17 protein-coding genes are annotated in these 17,128 nt (G+C 68.3%); 11 read left to right on the forward strand and 6 right to left on the reverse strand.

Features of this window, described 5'->3' with window-relative positions; genetic code table 11:
• The first annotated feature begins 120 nt into the window (after positions 1-120).
• Complete coding sequence (locus ACOEQ2_RS04850) at positions 121-702, forward strand: YqgE/AlgH family protein (protein WP_419731137.1); 582 nt, start codon at positions 121-123, stop codon at positions 700-702.
• Between the two features lie 111 nt (positions 703-813).
• Complete coding sequence (locus tag ACOEQ2_RS04855; RefSeq protein WP_419730254.1) at positions 814-1,257, forward strand: hypothetical protein; 444 nt, start codon at positions 814-816, stop codon at positions 1,255-1,257.
• 55 nt (positions 1,258-1,312) lie between these two features.
• Here the strand turns inward: ACOEQ2_RS04855 and ACOEQ2_RS04860 are convergent, their stop codons facing one another.
• Positions 1,313-2,164 carry a TIGR01459 family HAD-type hydrolase gene (locus ACOEQ2_RS04860; RefSeq protein ID WP_419730255.1) on the reverse strand — a complete coding sequence of 284 codons (852 nt, stop codon included), beginning with the start codon at positions 2,162-2,164 and terminating at the stop codon, positions 1,313-1,315.
• A complete protein-coding gene (locus ACOEQ2_RS04865; RefSeq protein WP_419730256.1) occupies positions 2,164-3,264 on the reverse strand; it encodes a quinone-dependent dihydroorotate dehydrogenase in 1,101 nt (366 codons plus the stop codon). Before ACOEQ2_RS04865 ends, ACOEQ2_RS04860 begins: the two co-directional genes overlap by 1 nt.
• Positions 3,265-3,313: 49 nt before the next feature.
• Here ACOEQ2_RS04865 and ACOEQ2_RS04870 point away from each other — a divergent pair, with 49 nt between their 5' ends.
• The gene (locus ACOEQ2_RS04870; RefSeq protein ID WP_419731138.1) at positions 3,314-3,541 is read left to right on the forward strand and encodes a hypothetical protein; all 228 of its coding nucleotides are present in this window, start codon (positions 3,314-3,316) and stop codon (positions 3,539-3,541) included.
• Positions 3,538-4,194, forward strand: coding sequence for a S24 family peptidase (locus tag ACOEQ2_RS04875; RefSeq protein WP_419730257.1), 657 nt, complete (start codon positions 3,538-3,540; stop codon positions 4,192-4,194). The genes ACOEQ2_RS04870 and ACOEQ2_RS04875 overlap by 4 nt, the downstream gene beginning before the upstream one ends.
• Positions 4,195-4,205: 11 nt before the next feature.
• Here ACOEQ2_RS04875 and ACOEQ2_RS04880 read toward each other — a convergent pair whose 3' ends face one another.
• Entirely contained in the window at positions 4,206-5,444 is a 1,239-nt protein-coding gene (locus ACOEQ2_RS04880) for an MFS transporter (RefSeq protein ID WP_419730258.1), read from the reverse strand.
• Positions 5,445-5,481: 37 nt separating this feature from the next.
• Between ACOEQ2_RS04880 and ACOEQ2_RS04885 the strand changes: the two genes are divergently transcribed.
• Together ACOEQ2_RS04885 and ACOEQ2_RS04890 are read left to right on the forward strand one after the other, a co-directional pair.
• Positions 5,482-6,120, forward strand: a complete 639-nt coding sequence (locus ACOEQ2_RS04885) for a YoaK family protein (RefSeq protein ID WP_419730259.1) — start codon at positions 5,482-5,484, stop codon at positions 6,118-6,120.
• A gap of 230 nt (positions 6,121-6,350) precedes the next feature.
• Entirely contained in the window at positions 6,351-7,115 is a 765-nt protein-coding gene (locus ACOEQ2_RS04890; protein ID WP_419730260.1) for a hypothetical protein, read from the forward strand.
• A 272-nt stretch (positions 7,116-7,387) separates the two neighbouring features.
• On the opposite strand, the gene ACOEQ2_RS04895 is transcribed toward ACOEQ2_RS04890, so the two are convergent.
• Positions 7,388-8,248, reverse strand: coding sequence for a sulfotransferase family protein (locus ACOEQ2_RS04895; protein ID WP_419730261.1), 861 nt, complete (start codon positions 8,246-8,248; stop codon positions 7,388-7,390).
• A gap of 48 nt (positions 8,249-8,296) precedes the next feature.
• Here ACOEQ2_RS04895 and ACOEQ2_RS04900 point away from each other — a divergent pair, with 48 nt between their 5' ends.
• The 5 genes from ACOEQ2_RS04900 to ACOEQ2_RS04920 all read left to right on the forward strand — a co-directional run bounded on the left by ACOEQ2_RS04900 (position 8,297) and on the right by ACOEQ2_RS04920 (position 14,567).
• On the forward strand, positions 8,297-8,506 hold the full coding sequence (locus ACOEQ2_RS04900; RefSeq protein ID WP_419730262.1) for a TOBE domain-containing protein: 210 nt from the start codon (positions 8,297-8,299) through the stop codon (positions 8,504-8,506).
• Between the two features lie 4 nt (positions 8,507-8,510).
• Positions 8,511-9,473, forward strand: coding sequence for a glutathione S-transferase family protein (locus tag ACOEQ2_RS04905; protein ID WP_419730263.1), 963 nt, complete (start codon positions 8,511-8,513; stop codon positions 9,471-9,473).
• Positions 9,474-9,614: 141 nt separating this feature from the next.
• Entirely contained in the window at positions 9,615-10,121 is a 507-nt protein-coding gene (locus ACOEQ2_RS04910) for a hypothetical protein (protein WP_419730264.1), read from the forward strand.
• A complete protein-coding gene (locus tag ACOEQ2_RS04915) occupies positions 10,118-12,124 on the forward strand; it encodes a TonB-dependent receptor plug domain-containing protein (protein ID WP_419730265.1) in 2,007 nt (668 codons plus the stop codon). Before ACOEQ2_RS04910 ends, ACOEQ2_RS04915 begins: the two co-directional genes overlap by 4 nt.
• A gap of 55 nt (positions 12,125-12,179) precedes the next feature.
• The gene (locus tag ACOEQ2_RS04920) at positions 12,180-14,567 is read left to right on the forward strand and encodes a putative bifunctional diguanylate cyclase/phosphodiesterase (protein ID WP_419730266.1); all 2,388 of its coding nucleotides are present in this window, start codon (positions 12,180-12,182) and stop codon (positions 14,565-14,567) included.
• A 9-nt stretch (positions 14,568-14,576) separates the two neighbouring features.
• Here the strand turns inward: ACOEQ2_RS04920 and ACOEQ2_RS04925 are convergent, their stop codons facing one another.
• Together ACOEQ2_RS04925 and ACOEQ2_RS04930 are read right to left on the reverse strand one after the other, a co-directional pair.
• Positions 14,577-15,536: an ABC transporter permease gene (locus ACOEQ2_RS04925; protein ID WP_419730267.1), complete on the reverse strand. Its 960-nt coding sequence runs from the start codon at positions 15,534-15,536 to the stop codon at positions 14,577-14,579.
• Positions 15,533-17,122 (reverse strand): sugar ABC transporter ATP-binding protein, encoded by a 1,590-nt coding sequence (locus ACOEQ2_RS04930; protein WP_419730268.1) that lies wholly within the window; start codon positions 17,120-17,122, stop codon positions 15,533-15,535. Before ACOEQ2_RS04930 ends, ACOEQ2_RS04925 begins: the two co-directional genes overlap by 4 nt.
• Positions 17,123-17,128 lie beyond the last annotated feature (6 nt).

Consider the following 17,128-nt stretch of genomic DNA (forward strand, 5'->3'; position numbering starts at 1 on the left):
CTGGCTCTGCCTTGGCCTACGCGGAAGGCGGGGGAATGGGAGCAGCTTCATCTCTGACGGGGGTTTGCGCAACCACCCGGCGTCTTGCACCGGAGACGGGTTTGGCCACATCTCAGCATGATGTTCTCCCTCCTGCCTGACCCCGATGCCAGCCTGACCGGGCACCTGCTGATCGCCATGCCGTCGCTGACCGACCGCAATTTCGCGCAGACCGTCATCTTTCTCTGCGCGCACTCGCCGCAGGATGGCGCCATGGGGCTGGTGGTGAATCGGCGGCTGGCAGAGCCAGGCTTCGACGACCTGCTGGCCCAGCTCGAGATCGAGCCCGCACCGCCGCGACGCCGGATTGCGCTATGTTCCGGCGGCCCGATGGAAAGCTCGCGCGGCTTCGTGCTGCACAGCAGCGACTGGAGCGGCGACGGCAGCCTGACGGTCGATGACGGCATCGTGCTGACCGCAAGCCTCGACGTGCTCCGCGAGATCGCCGACGGCCAGGGTCCTTCGAAGGCGTTGCTGGCGCTCGGCCATGCGAGTTGGGGGCCGGGCCAGCTGGAGAGCGAGATCCGGGAGAATGCCTGGCTGCCGTCGGCGTCCAGCGACGCGATCGTGTTCGGCACCGACCATGACCGCAAGTGGCGCCGGGCGATGGCGGTGCTGGGTGTGGACCCGCTGCGCTTGGTGGATGGCGTCGGGCACGCCTGACACAAGCGCTTGAGGTGACGCTCCGGGGCCGCCCTGGGGGCTGAACCGGCTGCCTGGTTGCCCGTTGATCGGGCAGACGCTGCCTGGAAAGGCGGCGTCAGGAGAACCAGCATGAACACGAAAACCTTCTCGACGCTGTGCCTCGCGGGCGCGATGACGATTGCCCTCGGTGGGGTTGCGATGGCCCAGGCTGCCGGCGGTGCGGCTGCCGGCGGTGCCGGTGGCGGCGCGGCTGGTGGTGCTGCCGGCGGCGGCGCAATGGGCGGCGGCGCAATGGGCGGTGCTGCGGGGATGGGCGCAGGTGGGGCCGGGGCCGGCTCGCCCGGGTCGAACGCGATGAGCGGGCCGTCGGGTGGCGCGATGGGGTCGCCGGCCGGTGGCATGAGCGGTCCGAATGCCGGCGGCATGAGCGGGTCCGGGATGAACGCTCCGGGCGCCACCGGCATGAACGGGGCCGGCATGAGCAACTCCGGCGCAACCGGCGTCGGCAGCGCCGCGGGCGCGGGCGGCGCCATGTCGGCGGCGCCCGGCACAGGTACATCCGCCCCGAAGTAGGGCGACCCGGCCCGGTCGCCGGTGCGGCCGGGCCTTCTGCATCCTCGCGGTCAGGCTACCAGAAGAAGCCCGGCACGCTGACCAGCGGCGCCTCGCCGGCGGCACCGGCCTCCTGTTCCGCAAGCTGTGTGTTGTTTCCGATCAGCTCGCCGTGGATGCCGCCGAGCACCCAACACGACGCGATGCCGGCAGCGCGGGCGCCGGCGATGTCGGTTGCGAGGCTGTCGCCAACTGCCAGGATGCGATCGTCCGGCAGGCCTAGCATTCGGCGCACGGGGTTGTAGATCTCGGCATACGGCTTGCCGATCTGGCGCACCTCGCCGCCGTACTGCACATAGAAGCGCGCCAGCATCCCGGCACAGATCAAACGCTGGCCGCCGCGAACGACCTCGAGATCGGGATTGGCGCACACCATCCGCAGGCCGAGATCGGCGCATTCCCGGAGCGCCGGCAGATACGGCTCGATCGCCGTCTCGCCCTGGTCGTCGTCCGGCCCGGTATTGATGACGAAATCCGCGTCCGCCGGGCTGCCGACCCGCTCCAGATCCACATCCTCGAAGATGCTGTGGTCCTTGGCGGGCCCCAGGTGCCACACGCGACGGCCGAGGCTCGCGAACCACGGATCGGTGCGCTCGATCAGGGCGGTGCGGGTGGCCTCGCCGCTGGTCAGGATGCCGTCATAGGCGTCGTCGGGGATGCCGATGCGACGCAGCGTGACCTGCGCGGAATAGGACCGGCGCGGCGCATTCGAGAGCAGCACCACACGCTTGCCGGCCTGGCGCAGCCGAGCGAGGCAGTCGATCGCGCCGGGATAGGGTGCCACGCCGTCATGCACGACGCCCCAGAGATCGACGATGAAGCCGTCGAACCTGTCGGCCAGCGGACCGAAGCCGTCCAGATGCTGCATCAGCGTTCCCCTGCGATATGTACCACGCTCCGGCCCGCCGCCCGTGCGTCGCCGATCGAGCTCCAGCCGCCCGCCTGCAACGCCTGGCGCAGCTCCCGCTTGAGCCGTCCCAGCAGCGCCGGACCTTCATAGGCGAACGCGGTGTAGAGCTGCACCAGGTCTGCGCCCGCCTGCAGCTTTTCCAGGATGTCGCTTCCGGTCTCGATGCCGCCGCAGCCGATCAGGGTGAGCCTCCCGGCGGACAATCGTGCCACCTCCGCCAGCATCGCCGTGCTGCGCGGCTTGAGCGGCCGGCCGGACAGCCCGCCGGCTTCCCGGATGTGCGGTCCGTGCAGCCCGGGCGGGCGTGCGAGCAGCGTGTTGGAGACGATCAGCCCGTCGAGCCCCGCCTGCACCACGATCTCGACGATCCCGGGCAGGCTCTCGTCGGCAAGATCGGGCGCCAGCTTGACCAGCACCGGCGGCCGCGCGGGTGCGGCACTCACGATCGCGTCGAGCAGCTCGCGGAGCCGGTCGGCCTGCTGCAGGTCGCGCAGGCCGGGGGTGTTCGGCGAGGACAGGTTGATCACCAGGTAGTCGGCATGCGGCGCCAGCGTGCGCACCAGGTGGGCGTAATCGCGCAGCGGATCCGCACCCTCCTTGTTGATGCCGACATTGGCCCCGAACGGAAAGCCCGGCCCGGACCCGGCCCGCAACCGCCTGGCGCGCTCCAGGAATTGGTCCAGCCCCTGGTTGTTGAAGCCCATCCGGTTGATCACCGCACCGTCCTCGGGCAGCCGGAACAGCCGCGGCCGCGGATTGCCGGATTGCGGACGCGGCGTGACGGTGCCGGCCTCGACGAAGCCGAAGCCCAGCCGTCCGAGCTGGCGGACCACGCGGGCATCCTTGTCGAACCCGGCGGCTAAACCGATCGGGTTGGCGAACCGCCGTCCGAGCGCCTCGACCGCCAGGCCGTCATCGTCCGCGGATGCGGCCCAGCCGGCCACGCGAGCCACCAGCGGCACCGACAGCGCGCCGATCGCCAGCCGGTGCGCGCGCTCCGGACCGAGGCGGCGGGACAGCTTCAGGGGGAGGGTCAGGGTGCTGGATCGCAGGGTCATGCTGCCTGCGTGCTTGCCAGCCCGCGGCGGGCGCGGCAATCCTCCGCCGATGTGGAACGAGCCCTATCTCGAGACGTGCTGCCGGTCGGCGCTGCACCGGCTCAGCCTGTGCGACGAGACCGGCCGGCCGGACGGCTCCGTCGCCGAACTCAAGGACGCGCGCTGCCTGGAGCGGCTCGAGCAGCTCGGGCTCGCCAGCCACGCCGGCGCGCGGTTCCGGCTGACCGAGGCGGGTGTCGCGCGGCACAATCGGGAGATCATGAAGCTCGGCGCATGAAGCACGAGGACATCTGGCGGGCGCTCGACACGCTGGCGGCCGAGAAGGGCTTGTCACCGTCGGGGCTGGCGCGCGCGGCCGGGCTCGATCCGACCACCTTCAACCGCTCCAAGCGTGTCGGCCGGACCGGGCTGCGCTGGCCCAGCACCGAAAGCCTGTCACGCGTCCTGGCGGCGACCGGTGCCAGCCTGGAAAGCTTCACCGCCCTGGTCGGGGGCGCGCGCGCACTGACTGCCGGCCGAAGCCACCGGGCGCACCACCTGCCGCTGCTGGCGCTGTCGCAGCTGGAGGCGGACGGGCTGTTCGACGAGCACGGCCATCCGAGCGGCCGCGGCTGGGAGGAGACCGAGGTGCCGCAGCCCGGCGATCCACACTCCTACGCGGTGCGCGTCGACGGTGGCCGCCTGGAGCCGGTGTTCCGGGAGGGCGGCACGCTGATCGTCTCTCCGGCCGTGCCGATCCGGCCCGGCGACCGGGTGCTGCTGCGGATATCTGCCAAGGCGGGCGCAACCGGACCTGCCGGGGTGTTCGTGGCGCGCGAGCGGGCCGGCACCCGCTTCGACTTCGAGACGCTCGATGCGGCGCACGGCCGCTTGAGCATCGACACCGGGCAGCTCGAGTGGCTGCACCGGATCATCTGGGCGAGCTCCTGAACCCTGCCGCGTCAGACGGTCTCGCGTTCCAGCCCCATCCGCACGCTGCGGGTTTCCGGACCGAGTGACGCCATGACGGCGACGCCGATCGCCACGATGCCGATCACACTGGCCAGCGCCCACCGGATGTCGCTGCCGGCCAGGCTTGCCAGCCACACCTGGATGTTGGCGTTCGGCGAGGCGAACAGGTTGCCGAGCTGGTACACCGCCCCCGGGAAGGTCGCACGGATCGCGGACGGCGAGATCTCGTTCAGGTAGGCCGGGATCACCCCCCAGGCGCCCTGCACCGCGAACTGGATCAGGAAGCCGCCGAACGCGAGCAGCACCACGCTGTGCGAGAACGCCCAGAGCGGGATCACCGGCACGGCCACCGCGGCTGCGAGCCCGAGCGCCCAGCGCCGGCCGATCATCTGGCTCAGGGTGCCGACGATCAGCCCGCCGGCGATCGCGCCGACATTGTAGATCACCATCATGGTGACGATGGTCGGGTGGCCGAAATGGTGGAAGCGGCCGAGGAACACGCTCGGATACAGGTCCTGCGAGCCGTGCGAGAAGAACAGCATCATGGTCATCAGCACGATGGCGTAGATGCTAAGCGTGAGGTTCTGCCGCAGCACCGACAGCAACGGCGTGCGCGCCGCACCCCCGGCGATCTGCACCCATTCCGGGCTCTCCGGCACCGCGCGTCGGATATACAGCACCAGCAGCGCCGGAGCCGCGCCGACGATGAACATGCCGCGCCAGCCGATCCAGGGCTCGGCGATGAACAGCAGCGACGCCAGCAGGTAGCCGGTCGGGTAGCCGGTCTGCAGGATGCCGGACACCATGCCGCGCCAGCGCCCGGGGATGCTCTCCATCGCCAGCGACGCGCCGACGCCCCACTCGCCGCCCATCGCCACGCCGTACAGCGCGCGCAGGACCAGGAACACCGTGAAGCTGGGCGCGAACCCCGAGAGCAGCTCGATGGTCGCGTAGCACAGCACGTTGATCATCATGGTCGGGCGTCGGCCGTAGCGGTCTGCAAGGCGGCCGAACAGCACGGCACCGATCACGCGGCAGGCCAGGGTGGCGGTGAGTGCCCAGGCGGTGGAGCCGATGCCGACGCCGAAGCTCTGCGCCACCTGCCCCAGCACGAACACCGTGATGAAGAAATCGAACGAATCCAGCATCCAGCCGAGATAGCAGGCTATCACCACATGGATCGCGGCGCGCGCGTGCGGGTCACTGGATGGAGAAGTACCGGATGCCAAGTCGCCCTCCCGAGCCGATCATTTTCCCATCCATCGCATGACACGGAGCCAGTGCCGAGCCGTCATCCTCGCCCTCTGCCTCGCCGCCCTTGCCGGCTACGTCGACGCACTCGGCTTCCTGCAACTGAAGGGCTTCTTCGTGTCGTTCATGAGCGGCAACTCCACGCGCCTTTCTGTCGGGCTGGCGCAGGATGAGCGCTTGCCGGCGTTGACCGCGGCCGGGCTGATCGGGCTGTTCGTGCTGGGGGTGATCGGCGGGACGCTCCTGGCCGAGCTGCTGAAGCCGCGTCGCCGGCCGTTGCTGGTGCTGGTGGCGGGACTGCTCGGCGCCGGGGGTGTGGCGTCGTCGCTCGGACGGCCGGGTGCGGCGATCGTGCTGACGGTGCTGGCGCTGGGCGCGGTGAACGCGGTGATCCAGAAGGCGGGCGAGATCAGCATCGCCGTCACCTACATGACCGGGACCCTCGTGCGGATGGGCCAGGCGATCGCCCGGGCGTTGCTTGGCGGCCCGAAGCTGGAGTGGGTGCCGTATCTGATGCTGTGGGCAGCACTGGTGGCCGGCGCAGTCGGCGGAGCTGCGGTGTTCCCGCGTCTGGGGCTGCAGGGTCTGTGGGTTGCCGCAGCGTGGTGCGCGGTGCTGGCGGTTTGGGTGCGGGATCGGGAGGGGCGGCTCTAGCTTCGGGGATTGTTCGGGCCGGAACCACGAGGCTGCACGAATGGAGCGACGGTCGCATCGGCAGCGTGTCGACGTCCGGGAGCGACCGCGCCTGCAACCGGGAGCGGATGATCGCCGTGCTGTTCCGGGGGGTTTACTGGCCGAAAGCGGCTATTCCGGTCTCAGGTAAGAGGGTCGGAAAGCGGACATCAGGGCGTGTTATCGGAATGACTGTTCGACGGAGGATAGCCGTGACCCGGGCGTTCATCAGCGGCATGTCGACGATTCGACGGATCCTGTTCTCGATCGCCGTGGTCGTCGCGCTTCTCGCCTTGATCATGGCCATGTCGCTCTGGGCATTCCGCGAAGTACTTTCCCTCCGGCGACTGCCGGACGACGCTCCGTATCGCAGGGGAGTGATGTTCGACGCGGGCGGCCGAACGGGACCCATCGACTTCTTCTCGGCTGGCCACGCGTTCACGATGCCGATCGAGTTCCTGTTCATGTTGAACTACTCGACGTACGATCCCGGCTTCATCGTCTCGCTCACCTATCCAGGTCTGCGGGCCAAGGACGTCGACGACATGCGTTGCCGGAACTACGGCACCTGCGACTTCGCCACGGTGATCGTCGTCGAGGAAGAGGCCGACCGTACTCAGACCGTGACCGACCTGCCGCAACGTTTCGCCAGATACACGAAGATCCCGTTCGGCAACGGACTGGTGCAGGTCGCTTCGACTTCACAGTACCAATGGTATTATCACGCTCCGGAGAACGCGGGAGACCCGCCCGCGATGGTGGCCTGCGCGGAACTCGCGACGGGTCACTCGTGTCGCGTGACCGCTTTTCGCGACGCCATGCAGTTCGAAGTCGAGTTCCCGTTTCGGGACCTTCCGCAGTGGCGTCGTATCGTCGACGAGAGCGTCGGCTTCGTGGTCGCCCATATCGTCCCGCCGACCCCGGAGGACATTGCGGGGCTCCAACGAGAGACTGAGCTGAAGCGCAGAGGTCAATGACCTAGTGCAGATCGATCAGACGTCGTAGGTTTGCGCCATAATCCCGAATAAAACAATCAAGCAACGTAGCATTAATCAAACACTCGATGTTCTCATTAAATGATCTGCATCCATCGATGTCCGCTATGAGGTATGTATTCACCTGATCCTAATGTCAGGAATGAGCGCATAGCAGCCGTATCGACCGAGCCCTCGATATCCGCGTTCCCACCGGATCCTTGCAGGAAACGTCCCGTCAGGACGCAACCGCAGGTCCGGCTCGTTCCCAGCCTCTATTCGACTTCGTCCGGCGCGATGATGAAGGCACCCCCCGGGTTCTGCGCCGCGCCCGCGCCTGTCCCTCGCCAGAACATCGTGTCGGCGAGGCGCTTGACGATCTGCGGCGGCAGCACGGTACGACGGTGGATCTGCTGCACGCGACGACGCACCCGATGCAGGCCGGGCGTATTCAGGGCCGCGTCGAAGCCCGCGTCGGCCATGTCGTCGAGCGCCTCAGGGTCGTGGGTGAACGGCGCCAGCTCCAGCAGGTCGTACAGCACCGCCAGCACACGCAGCGGCTCGGCGACCAGCTCGTCGTAATCGACCAGGATCAGCCGGTGCGCGAACTCGCCGTAATAGGCGTCCTGCAGCGCCTGCCACGCGGCGCCGAACGCGCCGGTTACCGCCATCAACTGCTCGACGCGGTCGAACACCGTGCCCGAATTCGGGATGCCGTGCAGCTTCGAGACCAGGTAGGTGTTGGTCCGGAACAGCCGCTCGAAACTGTCGATGATCCAGACCGGGTCACGTACACACGCAATTACGAAGGCGTCCGGCCGCACATCCGCCAGCACCCGCATATGCGCGCACCAGGCGCGGTTGGTGTCGAACACGACCTGCGGCTGCCGGACCAACGCGGCGTCGCCCGCGTCGTGATAGCTGTCGATCAGGCCGGACAGGATGCCGCGCCGGCGCTCGTCGTCGAACAGGGTCGCGTACTCGCCCGACCCCATCACCGGAAGGATGCGCTCGCACAGCACCGCAAGCGGGCTGCTCATCGAGGCGTGCAGAAGCGGGTTCTGGCGCAACAGGGCGGCAAGAAGTGTGGAGCCGGAACGTGGCAGACCGGCTATAAAGTGGATCGTCCGGTGCATCGCCTGGTCCCCCCGAGCCTTGGTCCGGCCCCTCCGTGAGGACATGCCATGAAACTCAGCGCACGCAATATCCTGGCCGGCCGGATCGTCGCCCTGACCAAGGGCGCCACCACCGCGCATGTCCGGCTCGAGCTTCCGGGCGGGTCGATCGTCACCGCCTCGATCACCAACGAGGCGGTCGACGAGCTCGGCCTGGCGGTGGGCCAGGAGGCGAGTGCGGTGATCAAGTCGTCCGACGTCATGATCGCGGTGGCGTAGGACCATGGGATTGCTCGTCGACGGCCACTGGCAGGACCAGTGGTATGAGACCCGGGACGGCCGCTTCGAGCGCCAGGACAGCCGGTTCCGGAGCTGGGTCACCGCCGATGGCAGCCCCGGCCCCACCGGCGAGGGCGGCTTCAAGGCCGAGCCCGGGCGCTATCACCTGTATGTGTCGCTGGCCTGCCCGTGGGCGCACCGCACGCTGATCATGCGCCGCCTGAAGGGCCTGGAGCCGGCGATCGGCGTGTCGGTGACGCACTGGCTGATGGCCGAGAACGGCTGGACCTTCGAGCCCGGGCCGGGCGTGGTGGCGGACCCGGTGCTGGGTGCACGCTTCCTGCACGAGCTCTACACCGAGGCCGACCCGCACTATACCGGGCGCGTCACCGTGCCGGTGCTGTGGGACCTGGAGCGGCGCACCATCGTCTCCAACGAGAGCGCCGACATCGTGCGGATGCTCAACAGCGCCTTCGATGGCGTGGGGGCGGCACCTGGCGACTACGCGCCGGCAGCCCTGCTCGGCGAGATCGATGCGGTCAACGCGCGCGTCTATGCGACGGTCAATAACGGGGTCTATCGGGCCGGCTTCGCCACCACCCAGGAGGCATACGAGGAGGCCGTGCTGGCGCTGTTCGAAAGCCTGGACTGGCTCGAGGAGCGGCTCGGTGGCCAGCCCTGGCTTGCCGGCGACGTCGCGACCGAGGCCGACATCCGCCTGTTCACGACGCTGATCCGCTTCGATCCGGTCTATCACGGACATTTCAAGTGCAACCTGCGCCGGATCGCGGACTACCCGCACCTCTCCAGACTTGCTCGCACGATCGCCGCCTGGCCGGGTGTTGCGGCCACGATCGACCTCGATCACATCAAACGGCATTATTATCAGAGCCATAAGACCATCAATCCGACCGGTATCGTGCCGCTCGGGCCCCGGCCCGGCCTCCTGGATTCACTGCCGGGCTGATCCACCGGCCGCAGCTCCCGTCGGCCGCATGCACCGATGCGTTAACCTTTAGCGCCTAGACCCGAAGCCGTTCGACATGACGGCGACGGGACGAGCGTGCGCACATCCGGAAAATCGAGTTGCTGGTGGAGGTGTAGCCGCGTGCTGGCGGCGTTGCCCCTGCTTGGCAGCTCGCCCGCCGCAAGCGCCCAGCCCCCGAGCCTGCAGGACATGCAGCTGGCCGGGCGCGTGCTGCATTTCCAGGCGGCCCAGCCTTCCGGGGCGATGGTGGTGGCGATCGCCTACAACGCCGCCGATCCGCAATCGCGTGACGAGGCGGCGGCGGTCCAGGCGCTGCTCGGAACCGGCCTCGGCGTCGACAACCTGATCCTGCAGCCGGTCCTCGTGGAGCAGCGCGAGCTCATCGGTCCCGCTGCCTACGACGCCATCTTCTCGGCCACGGGGGTCGATGCCGGCCTGCTCGGCGCTGCCCTCCGGGTGCGCCACATCCCCTGCCTCACCAGGCAACTGGAGCAGGTCCAGAGCGGCAGCTGCATCGTCGCGATCCGCTCGGCGCCGAGTGTCGGCATCGTCCTCAACACCGCAAACGCCGCAGCCTCGGGTGTGCGCTTCGCAACCGCGTTCCGCATGATGGTGGAAGAACCATGACCTGTCTGTTCCTGCGGCTCCGCGTGAGCGTGCTGGTGTTCCTGGCGGCCATCCTTCTCGACATCCCCCGGGCAGCGCCCCAGGCGATCGACCAGACCGCCCTGGAAACGATGTTCGGCGAGCCGGTCACCACCTCTGCGACCGGCGAGCCGCAGCGGGCGAGCGAGGTGCCGTCCGAGATGACCATCATCACGGCTGCCGACATTGCCCATGCCGGCGTCGACAACATCCCGGACATGCTGCGCTTCGTGCCCGGGGTGGATGTCCGCAGCTATGGGATGCAGGACGCCGCGGTCGGCATCCGCGGCTACAACACGGCGCTCAACCCGCGCGTGCTGGTACTGCTCGATGGCAGGCAGGTGTACCAGGACGGCTACGGCATGACCGTCTGGTCGCTGATCCCGGTGACGATGAACGAGATCCGCCAGATCGAGATCATCAAGGGACCGAACGCCGCGCTGTATGGCTTCAACGCGGTCAGCGGCGTCATCAACATCATCACCTACGACCCGCTGCGCGACAAGGTGAACGCGGCGCGCGTCGATGGCGGCACCCAGAACCGCGCCTCGGGTGAAGTGGCCGGGACCGCGCAGATCGACAATCGGATCGGCATCCGGCTGTCCGCCAAGGGTTATCGATCCACCGAATTCCCTGATCCTCAGCAAACGACGGTCAGCGAGCAGCCACATAGCGGAATGGTCGCCGCGGACGTTCGCCTGCAGGTCGACCCGAATGTGGAGTGGGACCTCTCCGCGTCGATTTCCAGCATCGATGGCGGCTACTACGTCGATACCGGCCTGTTCATTCCGAGCGGGTTCAAGGCCAACAGCCTGCGCAGCCGGCTCTCCGACGACACCGCGATCGGGCTGCTGGAGCTCGACGCCTATCGCAACGAGGACCGCACCTCGCAGAACGGGTTGGGTATCGGCACCGCCTGGAAACAGGATGTCTCGATCATCCGCGCCGACGACCTGCTGAAGCTCGGCCGACACACGCTGCGCGTCGCCGGCGAGTTCCGCGACAACGTGGCGTCCGGACAGCAATCGTTTGGCGGTCGCATCGGCTACACCGATTTCGCCGGGTCGATGATGTGGGAGTGGCGGGTCCTGCCATGGCTGACGCTGACCAATGCCAGCCGCCTGGACGATCTTTCGCTCAGTCACCAGGGCAGGCAGTTCGTGGTCCCGGGCGCGGGCAACCTCTATCACGACACCCACATCCTCGAGCCGAGCTTCAACAGCGGCGTCGTCATGAAGCTCAGCGACTACGATGTCGTGCGACTGAGCAGCGCCCGGGCGGTACAACTGCCGAGCCTGGTCGATCTCGGCTACGTGCTGAATCTGGGCAGCACGGTCGTCGCCGGCAACTCCGGCCTGAAACCGTCGCCGGCGATGAACTACGAGCTCGATTACGATCACGCCCTGCCGTCGCTCGGCGCCACGGTCCGGCTGGCAGTTTTCGCGCAGCACACCGCGAGCAGCATCGGTTCGCCGTTCGGGTCCGGGCTCGTGCAGCTGCCGAACGGCACGGTGGTGTTCGCCGCGCGCAACTTCGGCAGCAGCAGCGAGGCCGGCGGCGAGCTCGGCATCAAGGGCCGCAGCGTCACCGGGTTGCGCTGGGAGCTGAGCTACTCCCTCGCCGCGGTGCATGACGACAGCACGCGCGCCGAACTCCTCGCAGCACCTTCGGTCAGCTACCAGCGGCAGACGCCGACCAGCTCCGTCATCATCGGTGGCGGCTATAGCTGGCGCCGCTTCGACTTCGACGCGCATCTGCGCTGGCAGTCGCATTACGACGATTTCAGGCTCGTCATCGCCGATCTCGCCTTCAAGGAAGTCACGGTTCCGAACTACGTCACGCTCGATACCCGGATCGGCTACCGGGTGACCGACCGGATCGACGTCGCAGTGCTGGCGCAGCAATTGAATCGCCGGAGCATCGTGGAGACCGCCGGCCTGCCGGTCGCGCGGCAGGTCATCGGCAGCTTACAGGTGCGGTTCTGATGCCGGGCAGGCATTCCCCGCAGCCGCGCCCGGCGCCGCCGATCGGACCGCGCCCGTGATCCACCTGCTGGCCGGGCTGTTGCGTGCCCATGATCCGGTATTGTCGGCGCTGGTGGTGCTCGAGGCGCTGCTCGGCAGTGCGGCCGGCGTCGCCCTGCTGGGCCTGCAGTCGCCTGCCGGCAGATGGGCCGTCAGGCGCGCCGTGCTGTTCGGCTGCGCTGTGGCGGCAACCTCGTGGCTGTCGTTCGTCACCGCACTTGCCGGCACCTACCCGAAGCTCAGCCTGGCGGTACCGCTCGACTCGGCACTCCCGGCGGTGGCGATCTCGCTGCTTGCCAGCATCTCGGCCGGCATCATCCAGCAGCGCGGCGCCCGGTCGGCCCGCAACGCGATGCTCGCCGGCTCGCTGCTGGCATGCGGCTTCTCCTGCATGCTGTTCATCGGCATGGCCGGGTTGGTACGCCCGTTCCAGATCGCCTACGACCTGACCGCGGTGCTGATCGTCATGACGCTCGGGGCCGCCCTGTGCGGGTTGGCGCTGCGTGAGATGGGCAACACCGAGCGCCGCCATCGCCGCCTGGTCGCGAGCGGACTGATCGCGATCGCGATCAACATCCTGGCGCTGGGCTCGCTTGCCGCCATCCTGCCGTTCGATGCCTGGCTTGCGACGGTCCTGCAGACCGACGACCTGGCTTCGTCGCCGATCGCCATCATCATTGCCGCCGAGGCGGTGGGCGTGCTGGCGCTGGGCCTGTCCGGCTCGCTGCTCGACAACCGCGTCGCCGCCCGCGGCCGCATGGAGTCCGATCGCTTCCGCCAGCTTGCCGACAGCGCGTTCGAGGGCATCCTGATCCATCGCGACGATCGCATCCTCGACGGCAACAGGAGCCTCGCCGCCCTGCTCGGCGTTCCCCTTGGCGCGTTGCGCGCGAGCCCGATGTCGCGCTTCCTGCTGCCTGACTCCGACCTACGGCTCTGGACGTCGGAGGGTGGCGCCGCCGTCGAGACCGACATCGTGGCTGCCGATGGCAGCATCTGCCCAGTCGAGATCCTGTCGCGCATCATCAGCTACCAGGGTGGCTCGGCGGTGGTGACCGCACTCCGCGACGTGCGCGAGCGGCGCATCTCGGAGGAGCGGATCCGGTTTCTCGCCCATCACGACGTGCTGACCGAATTGCCGAACCGCGCGATGCTGAGCGCCCGGCTGGAGCATGCGCTGCCGCTGGCTGCCCGCTCGGGCGTGCCGCTCGCGGTGCTGTGCCTCGATCTCGACGGCTTCAAGATGGTGAACGATACGCTCGGCCATGCTGCCGGCGACCAGCTTCTCGTCCAGGTGGCGGGCCGGTTGCGACAGACGCTCCGCTCGACCGATTTCGTGGCGCGCCTGGGCGGCGACGAGTTCATCGTGGTGCAGACCACCGGCGGCCATCCGGACGAGCCGGCGGCCCATCTCGCGCGACGCATCGTCGATGGCTTCGTGCCGGGGTTCCGGATCGATGGGACGGACGTCAATGTCGGTGTCAGCATCGGCATTGCGGTATTTCCCGATGACGGCGCCGACGCCGCGTCGCTGATGAAGAATGCCGACATCGCCCTGTATCATGCCAAGGAGCACGCCCGCGGCTGGTTCTGCCAGTTCAGGATCGGCATCGACCAGGCGCTGCACGAACGTCGGCAGATGGAGCAGGATCTCCGGACCGCGTTGCAGAACAACGAGTTCACGCTCAGTTTCCAACCGGTCTTCGGCAGCGACCTGGCGGTGATCGCGTTCGAGGCGCTGCTGCGCTGGACGCATCCGACGCAGGGGCCGATCTCGCCTGCCCGGTTCATCCCGGTCGCGGAAGCCTCCGGGCTGATCATTCCGCTCGGCGAATGGGTCATGCGGACCGCGTGCAGCGAGGCGATGTCCTGGAAGCAGCCCTGCCGGATCGCCGTGAACCTGTCGCCGGCGCAGTTCGTCCTGGGCGACCTGCAGGCGACCGTCACCGCCATGCTCGCCGAGACCGGGCTTGCCCCGCATCGCCTGGAACTCGAGATCACCGAGGGTGTGCTGATGGACAACAACGAGAGTGCGATGCACGCGTTGTCGGATCTGCGTGCACTCGGCGTGAGGCTGGCACTCGATGATTTCGGGACCGGCTTTTCCAGCCTGTCCTATCTGCAGCGCTTCTCGTTCGACACCCTCAAGATCGACCGCTCGTTCGTCCAGCGACTGGAATCAAGCGTGGACACGCGTGCCATCGTCAACGCCATCATCTCCATGAGCCGCGAGCTCGGGATCGCCGTGACCGCCGAGGGCGTGGAGACACAGGCGCAGTTCGATCTGCTGGCGGCGCAAGGCTGCGACGCATTCCAGGGCTTCCTGCTCGGCTTCCCGATGGCACAGAACACCGTGGCGCCGTTCCTGCTGCGGCGCCTCATGGCCGAGCGGGACGCGGCGTAGCGATTGGCGCTACCGGCGGTTCACCGACACGGCGAGGATGATGATGGCGCCCTTGATGATCTCCTGGATGGTCGTGGAGAAGCCCATCACCAGCAGCCCGAAGCCGATCACGCCGATGAATATGGCGCCGACCACCGAACCCAGAATGGTGCCGTAGCCGCCGAACAGGCTGGTGCCGCCGATGATCACCGCGGCGATCACGTCGAGCTCCAGCCCGACGCCCATGTTCGGGTTGCCGGCGCCGCTACGGGCCGCCAGCATCATGCCGGCCAGCGACGCGGACATGCTGCACAGCACGAAGCTCCACACCTTGATCCGCCCGACCCCGATGCCGGTGAAGCTGGCCGCGATCGCATTGCCGCCACAGGCGAACACCCGCCGCCCGAACAGCGAGAAATGCAGCAGGAAGACGCCGATCAGCACGGTGACGACGGTCCACCAGATCGGCATCGGCACGCCGGCGATCTGGCCGTTCCAGAATGTCGTGCTGAGCAGGTCATCGACGATCGGCACCGGCATGGTGTCGGTCAGCGTCATCGCCCCGCCTGAAAACACGCTCAGCATGCCGAGCGTGACCAGGAAGGAGGGGATCCGCAGCCGCGTCACCAGCAGCCCGTTGACCGCGCCGATCACCGCTCCCATCAGCAGCGTCAGCAGCGCCGCTGCCCAGGCCGGGACGTTCGCCTGCGCCAGCATCGCCACGATCATGCCCGAGAAGCTGGCGACCGAGCCCACCGACAGGTCGATCTCGCCCGACACGATGACGAAGGTCATGCCAACCGCGATCACCGAGACGATGGCGGTGATGCGCAGGATCGCCCCCGCCGTCGCCATGGAGGCGAAGTTCGGCGCCACGATCAGGAAGAACAGCGTGACGAAGCCGAAAATCACGTAGGTGACGTGGTCGGCGAGCAGCCTGCGGATGGCCTGGCCGGCGGATGGGGTGCGCTGCAGGGCGGTGGTGGTCATGCGAAAGTCCTTGTCTTGGCGGCGCTGACCTCGGTCTGCAGCAGGGCGCGCAGGGTCGGCTCGTCGACCTGGTCCGGAGCGGTGCCGACGATGCGGCCATCGACCATGACCAGGATGCGGTCGGCGGTGGTGACGAGCTCGTCGAGCTCCGAGGAGACCAGCACCACGCCGATCCCGGCCGCGGCGGTGCTGCGGATCAGCGCCCGCATCTCCGCCTTGGCGTTGACGTCGACGCCGGAGGTCGGCTCGTCGAGCAGCAGCAGGCGCGGCGAGCGGGCCAGCCATTTGCCGAACACAATCTTCTGCTGGTTGCCGCCGCTGAGCTGCTGCGCCGGCTGCCGCGGGCCGGTGGCGGCGATGTTGAGAGCCAGCCGGAAGCGCTCGAACAGGCGGTCGAGCCGAGCGGTGGGGGCGATCGGCACCAACCGCCCGAGCCTCAACCGGTCGAGGCTCGGCAGCGCGATGTTGTCGGCCAGGCTGTGCTTGACCACCAGCCCCTCGAGCCGGCGATCCTCCGGCACCAGCGCGATGCCGGCGTCGAGTGCCGCGCGCGTCCGGCCGGTCGCCATCACCGCGCCGTCGATGCGCACGGTCCCCCGGCAATCCGGCAGCAGCCCGAACAGCGCCTTCAGCAGGGTCGAACGTCCGCTGCCGACGAGCCCGGCGATGCCGACGATCTCGCCCGCAGCCACCGACAGCGACACGTCCCGCAGCTTCCCCCGGGTCGCCAGCGCCTGCACCTCGAGCACCGGCGTTCCGCTCACGGGCCGTGCGGCGACGGCGATCGGCACCTCCGGCATGGCCGCCACCGGGGCAGCGCGCGACATCATCGAGGCAATCTCGGCCACCGACGTCGCACCAGGCTGCAGCGGCCCGATCATCCGGCCGTCCTTGATGATGCTGAGCCGGTCGGCGATCGCGAAGATCTCGGCCATCCGGTGGCTGATATAGATGATGCCGATGCCGCGCTGCTTCAGGCTGGCGATCAGCGCGAACAGCGCCGTCTCCTCGTGCATCGTCAGCGACGAGGTCGGCTCGTCCATGATCAGCACGCGGGCGCCACGCGACAGCGCCTTCAGGATCTCGACCATCTGGCGCTGCGCGAAGCCGAGCGACCGCACCTCCGCACCCGCCGACAGCTCGAAGCCGAGCGACGCGATCAGCCGCTCGGTGTCGCGGCGCATCGCCCGCTGGTCGACCCACAGCCGCGCGACCTGCGGCTCGTGGCCGAGGAACACGTTCTCGGCCACGGTGCCGTTCGGGATCAGGCTGAGCTCCTGGAAGATCATCGCGATCCCGCGCGACAGGTGATCGCTCACCGATTGGCCGCCGATCGGCTCGCCCTGCAGCACCACCTCGCCCGCATCGGCCTGGTGGATCCCCATCAGGATCTTCATCAGCGTCGACTTGCCGGCGCCGTTTTCGCCGAGCAGCGCATGCACCTCACCGGCGTGCAGCTCGAAATCGACGTCGTAGAGAACCCTGTTGGCACCGAAGCTCTTGCTGATCCGGGCAAGGCTGACCAATGGCGCCCCTGCCCCGGACGCCGCCGTTCCGGGTACGGCGCCCATCGAACTGTCCGCCATGCAGCC

This window comes from Lichenicola sp., assembly GCF_965198575.1.
Classification (GTDB): Bacteria; Pseudomonadota; Alphaproteobacteria; order Acetobacterales; family Acetobacteraceae; genus Lichenicola.

What these genes read in the sequence shown, in the direction of transcription:
- ACOEQ2_RS04850 (WP_419731137.1), top strand. Translation starts at nt 121, where the DNA reads ATGTTCTCCCTCCTGCCTGACCCCGATGCCAGCCTGACCGGGCACCTG.
- ACOEQ2_RS04855 (WP_419730254.1), top strand. Translation starts at nt 814, where the DNA reads ATGAACACGAAAACCTTCTCGACGCTGTGCCTCGCGGGCGCGATGACG.
- ACOEQ2_RS04860 (WP_419730255.1), bottom strand. Translation starts at nt 2,164, where the DNA reads ATGCAGCATCTGGACGGCTTCGGTCCGCTGGCCGACAGGTTCGACGGC.
- ACOEQ2_RS04865 (WP_419730256.1), bottom strand. Translation starts at nt 3,264, where the DNA reads ATGACCCTGCGATCCAGCACCCTGACCCTCCCCCTGAAGCTGTCCCGC.
- ACOEQ2_RS04870 (WP_419731138.1), top strand. Translation starts at nt 3,314, where the DNA reads ATGTGGAACGAGCCCTATCTCGAGACGTGCTGCCGGTCGGCGCTGCAC.
- ACOEQ2_RS04875 (WP_419730257.1), top strand. Translation starts at nt 3,538, where the DNA reads ATGAAGCACGAGGACATCTGGCGGGCGCTCGACACGCTGGCGGCCGAG.
- ACOEQ2_RS04885 (WP_419730259.1), top strand. Translation starts at nt 5,482, where the DNA reads ATGACACGGAGCCAGTGCCGAGCCGTCATCCTCGCCCTCTGCCTCGCC.
- ACOEQ2_RS04895 (WP_419730261.1), bottom strand. Translation starts at nt 8,248, where the DNA reads ATGCACCGGACGATCCACTTTATAGCCGGTCTGCCACGTTCCGGCTCC.
- ACOEQ2_RS04900 (WP_419730262.1), top strand. Translation starts at nt 8,297, where the DNA reads ATGAAACTCAGCGCACGCAATATCCTGGCCGGCCGGATCGTCGCCCTG.
- ACOEQ2_RS04905 (WP_419730263.1), top strand. Translation starts at nt 8,511, where the DNA reads ATGGGATTGCTCGTCGACGGCCACTGGCAGGACCAGTGGTATGAGACC.
- ACOEQ2_RS04915 (WP_419730265.1), top strand. Translation starts at nt 10,118, where the DNA reads ATGACCTGTCTGTTCCTGCGGCTCCGCGTGAGCGTGCTGGTGTTCCTG.
- ACOEQ2_RS04925 (WP_419730267.1), bottom strand. Translation starts at nt 15,536, where the DNA reads ATGACCACCACCGCCCTGCAGCGCACCCCATCCGCCGGCCAGGCCATC.
- ACOEQ2_RS04930 (WP_419730268.1), bottom strand. Translation starts at nt 17,122, where the DNA reads ATGGCGGACAGTTCGATGGGCGCCGTACCCGGAACGGCGGCGTCCGGG.